Origin of the sequence: Sulfuricurvum sp. (assembly GCF_028713855.1) — a bacterium.
In the GTDB taxonomy this organism is placed as follows: domain Bacteria; phylum Campylobacterota; class Campylobacteria; order Campylobacterales; family Sulfurimonadaceae; genus Sulfuricurvum.
Map to the genome: position 1 here is coordinate 165,032 of NZ_JAQTNN010000001.1, position 15,751 is coordinate 180,782.

Below are 15,751 nucleotides of genomic sequence, written 5' to 3' on the forward strand. Positions count from 1 at the left end.
CATAACTCCTACTCGATATCAACAGTAGCATACATGCCGGGATAAACGGTTTGTTTAGCGTTAAATGAGACTTTGATTCTAAAGCTATGGGTCATAGGATTGGAACTAGGGATAATAGCACTTACCCGTCCGCTACCGTTAAATCCGACCGATGGGATAGATATTTTGACCGCTTTTCCGACCGGTACGAGGCGTAAATTATTTTCAGCTACTTCCACTTCGATTTTGAGAGCGTTCAAATCGGAGAGAACGATTGCCGGCATCCCCGGCATTGCCATTTCACCTACTTTGATATTTTTTGCAACAACAACACCGCTATTTGGTGCCGTGATACGGAGGTAGTTGTACTGGTTGTTAACCTCTTTGAGACGTGCTTTGGCTTGGCTGACTTGTCGTTCACCGATTGAGATCATATTCTGGAGGTTCTTTTTTGAAAGTTCGAGATTTTCAACTTCGAATTTAGAGACCATGTCTTGAGCCAAGAGACGTTTATTACGCTCTAGATTGAGTTCAAGGTTCGCATATTGATTTTGATACATTTGGAGTGAGAGTTCGGCTTGAGCGATTCCTAATTCCACTTGGGTTTTAGCTGAGTCGATCTCTTTAGAATCGATCGTATATAAAAGCTGCCCTTTGCTGACACGGGAACCCTCGGAAACATTGACACTGGTGACAAATCCCATATTGCGGCTGGTGATCATTTTTTGGTTATCGCTGATAACACTTCCTGAGAGGCTGAGTCCTGCGGCACTGAGCGTTGATGCAAGGGCGAGTGAGGTGATCCAAAATTTCATTATTTGACTCCGTTACTAAGTTTTTCAAGAGCGAAAATACGCTCGTTTCGTTGATTTTTAACCATTTGAAGGTTGAGGACTTTTTCGATTTGTTGTGATTGCTTGATAATAACATCGCTCATCGATGCGAGGTGCTCATGATAACGCCCCTCATAGTTTTTATAGATTTGATCCGCTAAATCCCGCTCTTTTTCCAAGCTGTTAACCTGAGAATTCAAGCTATCGATTTCAGTGCGGATTTTATCAAACTGCAATGCAATCCCTTTTTTGGCCAATTCTACCTGAGTCGTTGTTTTGAGCTTTTCGATACGGGCTTTTTCAAGGCTGTTTTTATCGACTCCTCCGTTAAAGAGGTTCCAGCTGAGTTTTGCACCGATGGTAAACGCTTTATGATCGTTAAAATCTCCTAAAAAGCTATTGTCTGCACTCGAAGCTTCGGCGAATGCACCAATTTGAGGAAGAAAAGGAGCATAGGCTAAATCGACCATTTTTTCGCGAATTTCCAGTCCAGTGGAAGCTTTTTGCAGATCGGTATTGCTCGCTAACACTTCAGTCTCTGATAGTGCAGAAGCGGGATAGTCTTTTTTAGGGAGTTCAATTTCAGTAACGTTTTCGTTTAGAAGAAAACTGAGGTAATGGTAGAGGAGCTTTTTATTGGCTTCCATCTCAGTGATACTGCGTTGCACGTTTGCCTTTCGAGCTTCAACTTCGAGAAGATCGACTTTTTTGGCATACCCTTCTTGAATCATCATTTGGGTGGTATGTTCAAGTGTCACAATATTTTTATGGATGGTTTTCATTTGATCGATACTGCTTTGAAGAAGCGCCATATCGTAATAGCTTTTACGCAGTTCGTAGCGCTTTTCGGTTTTCATGTGATCGGCGTCGAGTTTTTTGATTTTTTCCATCTTCTCACTGATATTTCCATAAGCGCTTAATTTGCCGCCGGTATAAAGGGGAACCATATAGGTCAGTTTACTTTGGAAATAGTTTTGGTAGCCGGGATAGTTTAGGTCTTTGGGTTGCACAGAGAGAATATTGGGGTTGGTATTATCAAATTGTGCAAATCCAAAATCTCCAAATGTCGCTTCTCGTGAGCTGAGTTTAAATCCGAATACATTTCCCGCATCATTTGAACGGCTTGCTGTTTCGGTAAAATCGAGTGAGCCGTACTTGTAGCCCTTTGCAATTTCGGTATCGCTCTGCGCACTTTGAAGATCGAGATTAGCGGAACGGATTTCAAGGTTGTTGTTTTCTAAAATTTCCAATGCTGCGGGCAGTGAAAGGCCCGATGCCATGAGCTGAGCGGAACCGATCAGGAGCGTTGCACCGAAGATACGTGAAAGGGTATTCATCTAATGAATCCTTGTAATGTATTTGTGATTATAATCAATCGTATAAGGAATATTATACACGTTAACGAATTTAATAGAGCTAAAAACACTCAAAACAAGGAAGTGTTAATAGGTAAGATAATACCATAAGTTACATCGGGTTTGAAATTCGGCGCAGTTTCGGGTAAAATTCGGACAAATAAAGATACAAAAAGGTTTCCTGATGGCAACAATCGGTATGGGTGATATCAAAAAAGGTGTACGTTTGGAGATTACGGGTGTTCCGTATAAAGTAGTCGAATTCCAACACGTTAAACCGGGTAAAGGGGCGGCATTCGTCCGTTGTAAAGTAAAGAGTTTCTTGAACGGTAAAGTGATCGAAAAAACGATCCATGCGGGAGACAAATTCGAAGTACCTAATTTGGTTCATACCACGATGCAATTTTTGTATGACGATGGCGAAATGCTTCAGTTTATGGATAACGAAAGCTACGAGCAACTCGGTCTTACGTACGATCAATGTGAAGATGCGATGAAATGGATCAAAGACGGCACCAGCGTTCAAATGATCTTCCATAACGGAAATGCAATCAGCGTTGAAGCACCGGAAATCATGGAACTCAAAATTGTTGAAACTCCGCCAAACTTCAAAGGGGACACGTCAAGCGGTTCTAAAAAACCGGCTACACTTGAAACCGGTGCGGTTGTACAAGTACCTTACCATGTTCTTGAAGGCGATATTATCCGTGTTAACACCGTTGAGGGTGAATACATGGAGAAAGTTAAATAATCTCTTCTCCTCCCGATTTTTCGGGAGTACACTTCACTTTTTTTCTCTTTTCTAAATCAAATCATTAATTCTTATTTTTATATTTGAGAGTACAATAATGACATTAATCCTTATGATCCGGAGTTACCTATGCCTAAAGTTTTAGTTCCTATCGCAACAGGTTTTGAAGAAATCGAAGCCGTTTGTATCATCGATGTTTTGCGTCGTGGGGGGATCGAAGTTATTATAGGATCACTCGATGAATCGCTGATGATCAAAGGGGCTCACGGCATTACGCTTCAAGCTGACCGTCCGATCGATGGATTGAGTTCCGATGAACTAGACATGATCATTCTACCCGGAGGGTGGGGAAATACCAAAATACTGGCCACTAATTTGGCTGTTCAGTCCCTTTTAAAACTAATGGATTCAAAAGGGAAAGCTATCGGTGCAATTTGTGCCGCTCCGTATGCTCTTTATACCGCAGGTGTTCTCAAAGAGGGGTACACCTGTTATCCGAGCATCGAAGAGAAAATTGACGTGGCCGGATTTCACGGTGAAGCTTCGGTTGTCGAAACGGATAATATTATGACATCACGCGGTCCCGGGACGGCAATTTGCTTTGGTTTGGCTATTGTCAAAAAACTTGTGGGCAAGGATGTTTATGAGGATCTTCGAACTGATTTGTTAGCCGAATATTGTGCGGCTTTATAACTTCCTTTTTCTCTTTTTAATCTCTCCCTCCGTATGGGGAGAGGTTCATTTAGCTTCAAGTGAAAGTTACTCACAAGAAAATGCCGCCGAGTATTGCCGTACTTTGGGCAATGGATGGCGTCTAATGAGTATTTCTGAAATCTATCTTCTCCCTAAAACCACCCCTTTTAATCTAACCTATAGTTATTGGTCATCGGATCAAACCGCTGCTGATAACACTGAAATCGGTACGGGGAGTCAGGGGGATGGCGGTATTATTCCGATGCTTGGATACAGCTTTTTCCCAAAAGAACGCAATATTACTCTCTCTCCGGGGTGGAAACGGATATCTGCCGCTTGTAGTAATGAGGTAAAGAATAAACGAGTACAGGAGTATAGTCTCATTCCAGAAGGGACTAGAGATCCGTTCTCCGGAATTATCTGGCTTTCACTGGATGCCATCGATAAACGGCTTAAATACACGCATGATGATGCCAAAGAGATGTGCGAAAACCTCACCCTTTATGGCCGTTCTTGGCGTTTGCCGACGGTGGAAGAACTGTATGGGATTGTCGATTATGCGTTTACCCGCCCGAGCGTAGATATGAAGTTTTTCGGGGTAATGATGCAGCGATATTATTGGACAAGTGATTCTTTAAACGATAAAGAGGCGTATGTCGTCGGATTTAAACTCGGAGGGATTGCGACCGCTCCGAAAAGTGAAGCGGTATATGCACGGTGCGTGAGTGAATAATTATTCTGAATGCTAGTGATTCAGAATATCCAGTGTTTTTTCATAGGTTTGTAATTTTGATAACTCATCATTGAGATTTTCGGTTAGCAACGACTGAGAACGCAATTCTTGTGAAACAACTTGGCTCTCATGGGATAAACTTTCCATTTCATGAGATAGTTTTGAACTTTTAGAGGCCATATCGATAAGTCCGCTGCTGACACCACCCATGGTATCACTGATACTTTCTACTGCTTGGATAATAGTGCTGACGGATGCGTTCGTTTCAGAGAGACTTTTCTGGGTTCGTTCAGCCAGTTTTCGTACTTCATCGGCAACAACGGCAAATCCGCGGCCGTGTTCACCTGCACGTGCTGCTTCTATTGCGGCGTTGAGGGCGAGGAGATTGGTTTGATCGGCAATATCAGAGATAACACTAAGAACGGTACGTATTTCACGTACGTTACCGGTTAAACTTTCTACTTCTGAGGAGAGATTACTGTTATCTGCACTGCTTTTTTCCATATTGTTTGCGAAAATGGTGAATTGATCTTTGACATTTGTGAGTTGTGTCCCGATCGTATCAATCGAATCAACGGCATTGCGGATGGAGTTACCGATGGTTTGTATCACGGGCATACTCTCTTTCATTTGAGTGAGCATTGCTTTATTGATATTATCGATCATGTTTTGTCGATTGATTTTACGTAGAAGGAAATAGCTTTTAAATCCGGCATATTTTTGGACAAAACTATCAATATACTCATCATTAAACGATCTATTCTCAACATGGTAAAAGAAAATTGCCGTTAGCGTTTGGTTGATATTAACCCCCAAAAGTTCACCAAATGTTGAGAATCCGGCTACGGGGATATCGTTAAAAGCACGGAGATTATTGAGCTCTTTGGTATTGAATAAACGTCGTAAAATACAATCGTTGAAGATGGCTCCGATTGCTTTGGGCTTGTTGCGGCTAAAATCAGAATAATTCTCAGATGTTGTTTGGACAAAATCCGTTTTTTCAAGGAGAATCAGTTCTTCTCCGGCCTCAATATCACAATAAAAATGGATGGCATTGGAAGCTATGTCTATCGAAGCAATGGAACGAACATATATCTCACCGTCGATTTCGATACCGAAGGTGAAGTTTGCCAGTTTGACATCCAATTGTTCTGGTGAACACTTAAAATGCGCTGTCAGTGCATCAACGGCACTGATTTGCGTATTGGTTTTTAAATCCAAAAATGCATTGACAATTCGTTTGATAGGATTGGCATCCAATACCGTAAATTTTGTCATTGATTTTCGGAAGTTTTGACTTTTGAAAATTCCGAATCGATAGGCAGGATTAAATTTGATAAAAGTAATGAGTGCATGGTGACGTAATGCACGTGTTCCATCAAATAAGTAGGTGTTTTGAAAATCGAGTTTTCCTCCTGCACTCCCTCCTACGAGAAGACAGGGAAAGCTGCCGACATTGTAGACCGCTTCCATAAAGAAACTCTCGCTGGCAGATAGACCGTCGATGAGTGTATATCCGAGCGTATCTTCATGATTCATTTTAAACGGGACACGAACACGTCGTAGCTCATCAGAGATTGCCGCAACTCTGTCTGCTGCATTTTTTGAGCTGCTTCCGATGTCTTCACTTTTGAGAGGGATCGATGCTACATAAACATTACTAATCATCTCTTTTGCAAACAGCATCAAAACGATATTGTCACCGGTTCCGGCATCGGTTTGAGAATAGAGGTGAGAGAGGGGTGTTGATTTGTCAAAACTGCATAACTCACCGGCGCTAGTGGAAAGGATGAGGGTTGTATCACTGGGTAGTGTTTGTTTGAGTCGTGAAGATACGGTGGTAAAATCGAGGGAAGGAGAGACAAATCCGATAACCACTTTAGGGATAAGAGGGAGGCGTTCAAGTTTACCGCTGCTAATTTCCGATTCTCGTAATGTTATAGACATCATAGCATTGTCAATCTGATTCACAATTTTTTCTTGCGTATCAGCAGTTTTAAAAAGACCAAACATCATATTTCCTTTATATTAATTTTAGTTAAGCATGAAATCGGCTGAGTTGGTTGTTTAGACCTTCTACAACATGGGATAAATGTTCCGCAGTACTGGCAATTTCTTCGATACTTCGAGCATTGGTACGCGTTAACTCATTAATATTGGCTAGACCGGATGCCATGGTTTCGACTTCAGACATATTTTTATCGGCATCTATAACCAGTTTTTTGATAGCTTCGGTCGTTTGTTGTACAACAGTGACAGCCTGAGCAATGCTATCACCAACAAAGTGGGATTTCTTTTCGATTTGTTGAATCTGTTTAACATTTTGTCCCATTTGCACAGTTGCTTCTTCGATAGAGCCGACAATCAGTGAAATGGTGGCGTTGGTCTGTGTCAAGCTCCCCTGTGTCCGTTCCGCAAGCTTTCTGACTTCATCGGCAACAACGGCAAATCCGCGTCCGTGTTCACCCGCCCGCGCTGCTTCGATGGCCGCATTGAGTGCGAGTAGATTGGTTTGATTGGCTATATCACCAATAACGGAGAGTACTTCACTGATTTGGTGTGCAGTAGTGGTCAATTCATGCAGTTTGTCGGCAAAAATTGTTTCGACTTCTGCACTGCTGCGAATCATCAAAATCATATCATCAAGTTCACGTTGGGAAAGGATGAGCGTCTCATTGGCGGATATGATTTCGTTGCGGGTTTGTTCATTATCCTGTTTACTACGATTGAGTTGGGTAATGAGATGTTCGGTATTAAAATGGATATGTTGAACCAATTGGGCTTCATCTTCCATTCGGTGTCCGATATTAAGCGATGTCTGTGACAGCTCTATGGAGACGGAAGCATTTTCCTCGGATGAGCGTTTAGCACTTTGTACCATGTGTTGTGTCGCTTCAATAAACGCGTTAATGGAAGCTGCAGTTTTCCCGGGTTCATCGTCTCCGGGGATATTTAACCGCTTGGTAAGATCACCATTACCGGTGGCAAGTTCTTGAGCCATGGTTTGCATCATGAAAAGTTTGGTCGTGATTGAACGGCGAAGACCTATAATGGAAAAGAGCAAGATTACGATAAGGAGAAATGAAATTCCAATCATGCGAGTAGCAATCACCGTAAATTCATTTTCAACATCGTCAACATAGACTCCGGTGCCGATAATCCATCCCCATTGATTAAAAAGACGGACATAAGAGAGTTTTGGCAGAGGGGTATCATTACCCGGTTTGGCCCACATGTAATCAACATATCCTTCGCTATGCTCCTTTGCAACTTTTCCGAATTCAACAAAAAGGTTTTTTCCGTTTGGATCTTTTATATTTGATAAATCTGTATTGTCCAGCTTGGGTTTGATCGGATGCATGATTCCGCGGATATCGGTATCAAGGATGAAAAAATACTCTTCTCCACTGTAGCGGAGATTTTTGATGGCGTTTTTAGCAGCCTCTTGAGCTGCTGCCTGTGTCATTTTTCCCTCAGAAATCTCTTTATCATAGTAGGACATTAATGTGCATGCCGTATCGATTTGCGTTTTCAACATGTTTTTTTTGGAATCCAATAACTCATTTTTAACGGTCGAGAGTGAAAAGGCGACTAAAATGATCAAAATTACGGGAATTACTACCGCTAAAACGGTTAGTTTCGTCTTGATTGTTATATTATCCGTCATGTTGTATCCTTTAAGGATGAAATTTCTTTCCCCTATTGTATACAAAATATTTCAAATTAGACGAATAAAATAATTATAAGTCAGTCATCTTATATTAAATACTACAGGAGAATGAACCTCTTAGAGAGAGTGTGGTGTATAATCACAAATATTTTTCATAGAGGTACTTATGAGCCACGATTCTTCCCTAAATCAGCAGGCCCTGCGCTATCATGAACAGCCGTTTCCCGGTAAAATAGCGACTCTTATTACAAAATCTTTTACGACGCAGAGCGATTTGAGTTTGGCCTATTCTCCCGGGGTAGCCGCTCCGTGTCTGGAGATCCAAAAAAATCCCGATGATGCGTATCGCTATACCGCAAAAGGGAATTTGGTTGCGGTTATCTCAAACGGGACGGCAGTACTAGGATTGGGAAATTTAGGGGCACTGGCTTCCAAGCCGGTAATGGAAGGCAAAGTGATCCTCTTTAAAAAATTTAGTGATTTGGATGCGTATGATATCGAGGTGGATGAAACCGATATCGAGCGCTTTTGCGATACCGTGGCGGCGATTTCTCCGACGTTCGGAGGGATTAACCTCGAAGATATCAAGGCCCCTGAGTGTTTTGAGATTGAACGTCGTCTTATCGAGCGTCTCGATATTCCGGTCATGCATGACGATCAGCACGGTACGGCGGTAATCTCCTCGGCAGGGATCATCAATGCGGCACATATCACCGGACGCTCTTTGGAAACGATGAAAATTGTTATCGTCGGAGCGGGAGCGGCCGCGATTAGCTGCGGGCGAATTTACCGCTTTATGGGAGTGCGTGAAATCTATATGTCCGATTCCAAAGGGCTGATTCATGCAGGGCGAAGTGATCTAAACGCGCAAAAACTCGAATTTGTGGCAGCTGAGGGGATGAACCTTTCGCAGGCATTTGAGAATGCGGATGTTGTTGTCGGGCTATCGGCTCCGGGAAGTTTTACGGTTGCGGATGTAAAACGTATGGCTCCAAATCCTATCATTTTTACCCTCGCGAATCCGACTCCTGAACTTTTTCCTGAAGAGGTTCGCGCCGTACGTTCTGATGCGATTATCGCGACCGGACGGAGCGATTATCCTAATCAGGTGAATAACGTCCTCGGTTTCCCATTTATCTTTCGCGGAGCGATGGATGTGCTAGCCAAAACGATTAACATGGAGATGAAAGTGGCGGCGTCTCATGCTTTGGCATCCCTGACACGTCAAGAGATTCCGGAATATTTGAATGATCTGTATGGAACACAATTGGAATTTGGTGCTGAGTACATTATCCCCAAACCGTTCGATAAGAGGCTTATCGTCGAAGTTTCTGCCAGCGTTGCGGAAGCGGCGGTCAAAAGCGGTGTGGCACGGGTAAAAGAGTTTGATCTTGAAACGTATCGAATCCAACTGGCTAAGCGGTTGGACTAAAGTGAACAAAGATGTCTAAAGGGGGGCATATACGTCTGAATCTCATCAGTTTAGGCGGTTTTTTTCTGCTTGCTTTATTGGGTTATACGGGTTTTCATGCGTATGATACTTTGACATGGTTTATGGAAGTTCTTCCCGTATTGATTGCGTTGCCTGTTATGTTGTTCACGTATCGCCGTTTTCCTCTAACATCACTCCTTTATGCCGTGATTTTATTCCATTCCATTGTTCTTATATTCGGAGGAATGTATACGTATGCCCGTGTCCCATTCGGATTTGAGATCGCACAATGGTTCGATCTTACTCGAAATCCGTACGATAAAATCGGCCATTTTATGCAGGGTTTCGCTCCGGCTTTGATTGCACGTGAAATCTTGATTCGCGGAAACTATGTCAACGGACGCCGTATGTTGAACTTCATTGTGATATGTATTGTACTTGCGATCAGTGCGTCGTATGAGCTGATCGAGTGGGGTGCGGCACTTTGGATGGGGCAGGGCGCGGATGAGTTTTTAGGGACACAAGGTGATATTTGGGATACGCAATCGGATATGTTTTTTGCTTTGATAGGAAGCAGTGTTGCTATCAGTTTTTTCTCTCGTTTTCACGATAAATTGATTACAAAAGTGGGTGATAATGAAAATTCTTGTTGATGCGGATGCCTTTCCAAATGCACTCAAAGAAATTTTGCTTCGAGCTGTACTAAAGCGCAAGATTACGACGATTTTTATTGCCAATAAGCAAATCGGAATTCCGAATGTTCCTTTTGTCTCGATGGAAGTAGTGGCGCAAGGCCCCGATGAAGCGGATCATCGTATCGCCGAGCTGTGTGAAGCGTGTGATTTAGTAATAACGGCGGACATTCCTTTGGCTGATCGGATCGTGACAATCGGAGCAGTCGGTCTCGATCCGCGAGGGACGATATACGATGAGAACAACATCAAACACCTCCTCGCAATGCGTAATCTGATGGAGGAGCTGCGCAATAATGGAGAAATCACGGGTGGCCCCAGTGCTATCGGAGAAAAAACGGTGAGAATGTTTGCGGACGGGTTGAATAAACTGCTTTCGAAACGATTGTAAAAGCTCCCCTTTACCCACGAAACACTATAATCGTTTTACTTTTTTTCAAGGCATTTTTTCATGAGCACAATCCCTCCGTTTACCCACCTTCATCTCCATACCGAATATTCTCTTCTCGATGGCGCGAACAAGATTTCAGCTTTAGCGGCGCGAGTCAAAGAACTGGGGATGACTTCGGTCGCGATGAGCGATCACGGGAATATGTTCGGGGCGATTGATTTTTATCAACAGATGAGAGGGGCAGGACTCAAACCGATCATCGGGATGGAAGCCTACATCCATAACGGTGAAGATTTGGGAGACAAGACGATCAAACAACGTTTTCACGTTTGTTTGTTTGCCAAAAACGAAGCGGGTTATAAAAACCTCATGTACCTCTCGTCTCAAGCCTATATCAACGGCTTTTACTACTTTCCCCGCATTAACAAACAGCTCCTTCGTGAGAACTGTGAGGGGATTATCTGCACCTCGGCGTGTTTGCAGGGAGAAGTGAACTGGCATCTCAATACCAACAGCGAACGTAACGTTAAAAACGGGGCGTTAGGGTACGATGAGGCGAAGCGGATCGCGTTAGAGTACAAAGAGATTTTCGGGGATGATTTTTACATGGAGATCATGCGCCACGGGATAGCCGATCAGCTCTTTATCGACGAGCAGGTGATCCGTATCTCTCAAGAGACCAATATCAAACTGATCGCCACCAATGACACCCACTACACCTATGCGGGTGATGCTCAGTATCACGAAGCATTTATGTGTATCGGGATGAATAAACTCTACGACGACCCGAAGCGGATGCGCCACTCCGTTCATGAGTTTTACATCAAATCCCCCGAGCAGATGGCACGATTGTTTGCCGACATCCCCGAAGCGCTCTATAACACCCAAGAGATCGTGGATAAGTGCCAGCTCGAACTCAAACTCGGAAACCCGACACCGCCGAATTTCAAATTTACAACCGAATATGCCCTCGAAGAGGGGCTAACTATCGAGGAAGATTCGGAGTACTTTATCCACCGTTGCCGAATCGGTTTGGATATACGCCTCGAACATGTCCCCGCTGAACGCCATCAGGAGTATCGTGAGCGGCTAGAGTTTGAGATGCAGGTGATCAACCAGATGAAATTCCCCGGCTATATGCTGATCGTTTGGGATTTCGTCCGTGAAGCCAAACGGATGGGGATTGCCGTAGGACCGGGGCGGGGATCGGCGGCGGGGAGCCTCGTAGCCTATAGTCTTGAGATTACCGATATTGACCCGATGAAATATGATTTGCTTTTTGAGCGTTTTCTTAATCCTGAACGGGTATCGATGCCCGATATCGATATGGACTTCATGCAAGCGCGTCGCGGCGAGATTATTGACTACGTGGTGCGTAAATACGGGCGAGAGCAGGTGGCGCAGATCATCACGTTTGGTTCACTGTTAGCCAAAGGGGTTATCCGCGACGTTGCGCGTGTTTTAGAGATGCCTCTCTCCCAAGCCGACATGATGGCGAAACTGATCCCCGATGAACTGGGGATTACCCTCAACGGTAAAACCAAAGGGGGAGAGTTTAAACCCGGAGCATTCCAAAAAGAGCCGAAAATTTCCGAACTGATCGATAGCGATCCTCAGATAGCGCGTGTGTGGGAGTTTTCGAAAAAGCTTGAAGGGCTTAAACGCAATGCGGGGATGCACGCGGCGGGAGTCGTTATTTCCAACGAACCGCTTTGGAAGAAAACCCCGATCTACAAACCCTCAGGCGAGGAGACGTTTGTTACTCAGTATTCGCTCAACTATCTCGAAGACATCGACCTGATCAAATTCGACTTCTTGGGACTTAAAACGCTTGATGTTATCGATAACGCGATCAAACTGATCAAAAAACGGTACGACGTCGAGGTAAACTGGCACACGATCGATGAGAACGATCCGAAAGTGTACGAAGTTATCCAAAGCGGTGACACCATCGGGATGTTCCAGATCGAGAGTTCGGGGATGCAGGATTTGAACAAACGGCTCAAGCCCAGCGTGTTCGAGGACTTGATTGCGGTACTCGCCCTTTACCGTCCGGGACCGATGGAATCGGGGATGTTGGATGACTTTATCGAGCGTAAACACGGTCGTCAGGCGATCACGTACGTATTCGCCGCACTGGAGCCGATCCTAAAACCGACCTATGGGGTTATCGTTTACCAAGAGCAGGTTATGCAGATCGTTCAAACCATCGGGGGGATGAGTCTCGGCGGTGCGGACATCGTTCGTCGTGCGATGGGGAAAAAGAAACTCGAAGAGATGCAAAAATACAACCGTGAGTTTAGTGAAGGGGCGCAACAGCAGGGGCTAGACTACCAAAAAGCCTCCGAGCTCTTCGACTTGATCGAAAAATTCGCCGGATACGGATTCAACAAATCCCACTCAGCGGCGTACGCGATGGTTACGTTCCAAACGGCGTGGCTTAAAACCTACTACCCGCAAGAGTTTATGGCGGCACTCCTCACCTCTGAAAAAGACAACACCGACAAAGTCGTCAAATACATCGACGAAGCCAAACGGATGAAAATCTTTCTCGGTGCTCCCGATATCAACCACTCACAGCTTGAATTCTCCGCGATTACCAAAGACGGTCAGGATCAAATCCTCTTCGGTTTGGGAGCGATCAAAGGGGTCGGGGAAGCGGCGGTCGAGTCGATCCTCGAAGCCAGAGCTGAGGGGGAGTTCAAAGATATTCAAGACTTCACCAACCGTATCGAACCGCAAAAAGTGAACAAGCGAGTGATCGAGTGTATTATCAAAGCGGGGGGCTTGGATCATTTTGGATACTCTCGCCGTGCACTCTTGGAGCAGGTCGAAACCCTCGTCGAGACGGCAAAAAAAGGTTCGTCTTTGAAAAAAGATGCCCAATTTAGCCTTTTCGGGGATGATGAAGAGGTGACGGCAGTCGAGTTGAGCCTCAAAAATATGGACGAGTTCGACCTCAAAACGCTGCTGGATTTCGAGAAAGACACCCTCGGATTCTACGTCTCCGGTCATCCGCTCGATAACTTCCGCGAACAGATCGACGCGATCAACTATACCCTCTCTAGTGAGGTTGAGAATATCGAGGACGGTTCCACTGCCATCTTTATCGGAAAAGTCGAAACGATCACGAAAAAGATGTCGAAAAAAGGGTCTATGTTCGGACTGGTGAGCCTCATGGACTTCCACGGCAATATCGAAGTGATGCTCTTCAGCGACAGAGTTGATCAGCTCGAAGCGATGGATCTCGATGAGCCGATTGCATTCAAGGTCAAAGTAACCCACACTGAGATGTTCACCCGCATCAGCGTCACGAAGATTATGACCCTTAATGAAGCGAAAAAAGAGGCGAAAAAGGTAGAGACGAAGATCGTCGAAAACCTCCCGCCACAGGAGCCGTTGCTGTTGCGTATCCGCCTCAGTGACAACTTAGAGACATTAGAGAAACTCTATACCCTTATTCGTCGTCATCCGGGACGCCGTGAGATCAAACTGACCATCGTTTCGAAACTTGCCGATGTCGTCATCGATTCGGCGATACGGGTGGATAATAAGGTGATCGAAGAGTTAAGTGTTTTAGAAGATGTGGATGTAATATAAAAATATCAAAAGAGCTTTTCGTTTATAATCTAGTATTCTTAAGAGGTGGATATGAGTACTTATCAAATAGCAATTAATGAGTATAACCCAGAAGATGATGATGGTAAACATAAGCTAATCTATGCTTATTTTGGGCTTGCAGTTTATATTGGTCAATGCTTGGAAGAAACTTTTTCTATGATGCTGTTCACTGATAGAATAATTAAAAATAAAGTCAAAACAAATAAAGAAGTTAACGAAATTATTGATTTAATAGATAGTTCAAAAAAAACAATGGGTGCCTTTATCAATGAAGTGAAACAAAGCTATTTATTATCTGATGAACTTAGAGATAAATTGGCTGAAATACTTGAACGTAGAAATTATTTGGTACATAAGTATTTTAAGTCTGAAATACAGAAATTTGCTTCAGAATTGGGTCAAAAAGAAATGTTAAATTATTTTAGTAATTTTATAGATGATTCAAAGAATATTGATAATGAATTGAAGCCGTACTATTCGGAACATCTTAAATATCTTGGAATAACCGAGGAAATGGTTAACAAGATGATAGATGAAATAAAAAGTGGTAAAGGCGAAGTATGAGTCAAGTTATTTTTTATACTACCGAGGACGGAGCTACTAAGATTGATTTGCGCTTGGAAAATGGTACGATTTGGCTCTCTCAATTAGAAATAGCCGAACTTTTTCAAACCACCAAACAAAATATCAGCAAGCATATTCAAGCTATTTATGATGAAAATGAGTTAGAAGAAAAAGCAACTGTCAACCATCAGTTGACAGTTCAAAATGAAGGAAATCGAGAAGTTTCACGCAATATCGCACTCTATAATCTTGATGTAATTTTGGCAGTTGGCTATCGTGTACGTTCGGTTCGTGGGGTGCAGTTTAGGCGATATGCTTCCACTGTGTTGAAAGAGTATCTTCAAAAAGGATTCGTACTTAATGACGAGCGATTAAAAAACCTCGGTGGCGGTAACTACTGGAAAGAGTTACTTGATCGTATTCGAGACATTCGTTCCAGTGAAAAAGTGATGTACCGTCAAGTGTTGGAGTTGTACGCTACAGCAACAGACTATGACCCTAAAAGTGAGAATAGTCTCACTTTTTTTAAAATCGTACAAAATAAACTGCACTACGCCGCCCACGGACATACCGCCAGTGAGGTGATTTATCTGCGTGTGGACAGTGACAAACCCTTTGCAGGTGTGACAAACTTCAAAGGGAGCCAACCGACACAAGCCGAAGCGATGGTTGCCAAAAACTACCTTAGTGAGCAAGAACTCCGCGTACTCAATAACCTCGTTTCGGCGTATTTTGACTTGGCGGAACTAAACGCTATCGAAGAGCGGGAAATGCGGATGGAAGATTATGTACGGGAACTGGATAATATCCTCTCATCTACGGGGCGAAAATTACTCACCAATGCGGGAACCATAGGGCACACCCAAGCCCAAATCAAAGCCAAAGTGGAGTTTAAAAAATACAAAGCCAAAACGCTGGAACAGGTCGAAGAAGAGTACCTAGAAACTATCAACACCCTAGAGAAAACAGCCAAAGCAGAGAGCCGTAAAGCATGAGTCGCATAATGGAATTGCTTCAAGTCAGCGGAGCCATTATGG

General features: G+C 43.7%; 13 protein-coding genes and 1 pseudogene. 9 read left to right on the forward strand and 5 right to left on the reverse strand.

The features are described from left to right. Window positions 1–8 precede the first annotated feature (8 nt). Together PHI47_RS00835 and PHI47_RS00840 are read right to left on the reverse strand one after the other, a co-directional pair. A complete protein-coding gene (locus PHI47_RS00835; RefSeq protein ID WP_299932560.1) occupies window positions 9–794 on the reverse strand; it encodes an efflux RND transporter periplasmic adaptor subunit in 786 nt (261 codons plus the stop codon). Next, window positions 794–2,149 (reverse strand): TolC family protein, encoded by a 1,356-nt coding sequence (locus PHI47_RS00840; protein ID WP_299932561.1) that lies wholly within the window; start codon window positions 2,147–2,149, stop codon window positions 794–796. Before PHI47_RS00840 ends, PHI47_RS00835 begins: the two co-directional genes overlap by 1 nt. Before the next feature lie 202 nt (window positions 2,150–2,351). On the opposite strand from PHI47_RS00840, the gene efp reads away from it, so the two are divergent. The 3 genes from efp to PHI47_RS00855 all read left to right on the forward strand — a co-directional run bounded on the left by efp (window position 2,352) and on the right by PHI47_RS00855 (window position 4,344). Next, window positions 2,352–2,918, forward strand: coding sequence for an elongation factor P (gene efp / locus PHI47_RS00845; RefSeq protein ID WP_294871369.1), 567 nt, complete (start codon window positions 2,352–2,354; stop codon window positions 2,916–2,918). 129 nt (window positions 2,919–3,047) lie between these two features. Next, window positions 3,048–3,611: a DJ-1 family glyoxalase III gene (locus PHI47_RS00850; RefSeq protein ID WP_299932564.1), complete on the forward strand. Its 564-nt coding sequence runs from the start codon at window positions 3,048–3,050 to the stop codon at window positions 3,609–3,611. Next, window positions 3,598–4,344, forward strand: coding sequence for a DUF1566 domain-containing protein (locus PHI47_RS00855; protein WP_299932566.1), 747 nt, complete (start codon window positions 3,598–3,600; stop codon window positions 4,342–4,344). Before PHI47_RS00850 ends, PHI47_RS00855 begins: the two co-directional genes overlap by 14 nt. Before the next feature lie 12 nt (window positions 4,345–4,356). Here PHI47_RS00855 and PHI47_RS00860 read toward each other — a convergent pair whose 3' ends face one another. The 3 genes and pseudogenes from PHI47_RS00860 to PHI47_RS00870 form a co-directional block, all read right to left on the reverse strand. Next, window positions 4,357–5,010 carry a methyl-accepting chemotaxis protein gene (locus PHI47_RS00860; protein WP_366882416.1) on the reverse strand — a complete coding sequence of 218 codons (654 nt, stop codon included), beginning with the start codon at window positions 5,008–5,010 and terminating at the stop codon, window positions 4,357–4,359. 162 nt (window positions 5,011–5,172) lie between these two features. Then, a pseudogene (locus tag PHI47_RS00865) lies at window positions 5,173–6,360 on the reverse strand (FIST N-terminal domain-containing protein); the annotation flags it as partial. A gap of 22 nt (window positions 6,361–6,382) precedes the next feature. Then, window positions 6,383–8,011, reverse strand: a complete 1,629-nt coding sequence (locus PHI47_RS00870; RefSeq protein ID WP_299932568.1) for a methyl-accepting chemotaxis protein — start codon at window positions 8,009–8,011, stop codon at window positions 6,383–6,385. A gap of 169 nt (window positions 8,012–8,180) precedes the next feature. Between PHI47_RS00870 and PHI47_RS00875 the strand changes: the two genes are divergently transcribed. Genes PHI47_RS00875 through PHI47_RS00900 form a run of 6 tightly spaced genes read left to right on the forward strand, consistent with a single transcriptional unit; the run spans window position 8,181 to window position 15,709 of the window. Then, the gene (locus PHI47_RS00875; RefSeq protein WP_299932570.1) at window positions 8,181–9,446 is read left to right on the forward strand and encodes a malic enzyme-like NAD(P)-binding protein; all 1,266 of its coding nucleotides are present in this window, start codon (window positions 8,181–8,183) and stop codon (window positions 9,444–9,446) included. 11 nt (window positions 9,447–9,457) lie between these two features. Next, window positions 9,458–10,099, forward strand: a complete 642-nt coding sequence (locus PHI47_RS00880; RefSeq protein WP_299932572.1) for a DUF2238 domain-containing protein — start codon at window positions 9,458–9,460, stop codon at window positions 10,097–10,099. Beyond that, entirely contained in the window at window positions 10,083–10,529 is a 447-nt protein-coding gene (locus PHI47_RS00885) for a DUF188 domain-containing protein (RefSeq protein WP_299932574.1), read from the forward strand. Before PHI47_RS00880 ends, PHI47_RS00885 begins: the two co-directional genes overlap by 17 nt. A gap of 60 nt (window positions 10,530–10,589) precedes the next feature. Beyond that, window positions 10,590–14,129, forward strand: coding sequence for a DNA polymerase III subunit alpha (gene dnaE, locus PHI47_RS00890; protein ID WP_299932576.1), 3,540 nt, complete (start codon window positions 10,590–10,592; stop codon window positions 14,127–14,129). Between the two features lie 51 nt (window positions 14,130–14,180). Then, entirely contained in the window at window positions 14,181–14,714 is a 534-nt protein-coding gene (locus tag PHI47_RS00895) for a hypothetical protein (protein ID WP_299932578.1), read from the forward strand. After that, window positions 14,711–15,709 (forward strand): virulence RhuM family protein, encoded by a 999-nt coding sequence (locus PHI47_RS00900; protein ID WP_299932580.1) that lies wholly within the window; start codon window positions 14,711–14,713, stop codon window positions 15,707–15,709. Before PHI47_RS00895 ends, PHI47_RS00900 begins: the two co-directional genes overlap by 4 nt. The last annotated feature ends 42 nt before the right edge of the window (window positions 15,710–15,751 follow it).

Coding starts and splice junctions, on each gene's coding strand:
- PHI47_RS00835 (WP_299932560.1), bottom strand. CDS start 794: ATGAAATTTTGGATCACCTCACTCGCCCTTGCATCAACGCTCAGTGCC.
- PHI47_RS00840 (WP_299932561.1), bottom strand. CDS start 2,149: ATGAATACCCTTTCACGTATCTTCGGTGCAACGCTCCTGATCGGTTCC.
- efp (WP_294871369.1), top strand. CDS start 2,352: ATGGCAACAATCGGTATGGGTGATATCAAAAAAGGTGTACGTTTGGAG.
- PHI47_RS00850 (WP_299932564.1), top strand. CDS start 3,048: ATGCCTAAAGTTTTAGTTCCTATCGCAACAGGTTTTGAAGAAATCGAA.
- PHI47_RS00860 (WP_366882416.1), bottom strand. CDS start 5,010: ATGATCGATAATATCAATAAAGCAATGCTCACTCAAATGAAAGAGAGT.
- PHI47_RS00870 (WP_299932568.1), bottom strand. CDS start 8,011: ATGACGGATAATATAACAATCAAGACGAAACTAACCGTTTTAGCGGTA.
- PHI47_RS00875 (WP_299932570.1), top strand. CDS start 8,181: ATGAGCCACGATTCTTCCCTAAATCAGCAGGCCCTGCGCTATCATGAA.
- PHI47_RS00880 (WP_299932572.1), top strand. CDS start 9,458: ATGTCTAAAGGGGGGCATATACGTCTGAATCTCATCAGTTTAGGCGGT.
- PHI47_RS00885 (WP_299932574.1), top strand. CDS start 10,083: ATGAAAATTCTTGTTGATGCGGATGCCTTTCCAAATGCACTCAAAGAA.
- dnaE (WP_299932576.1), top strand. CDS start 10,590: ATGAGCACAATCCCTCCGTTTACCCACCTTCATCTCCATACCGAATAT.
- PHI47_RS00895 (WP_299932578.1), top strand. CDS start 14,181: ATGAGTACTTATCAAATAGCAATTAATGAGTATAACCCAGAAGATGAT.
- PHI47_RS00900 (WP_299932580.1), top strand. CDS start 14,711: ATGAGTCAAGTTATTTTTTATACTACCGAGGACGGAGCTACTAAGATT.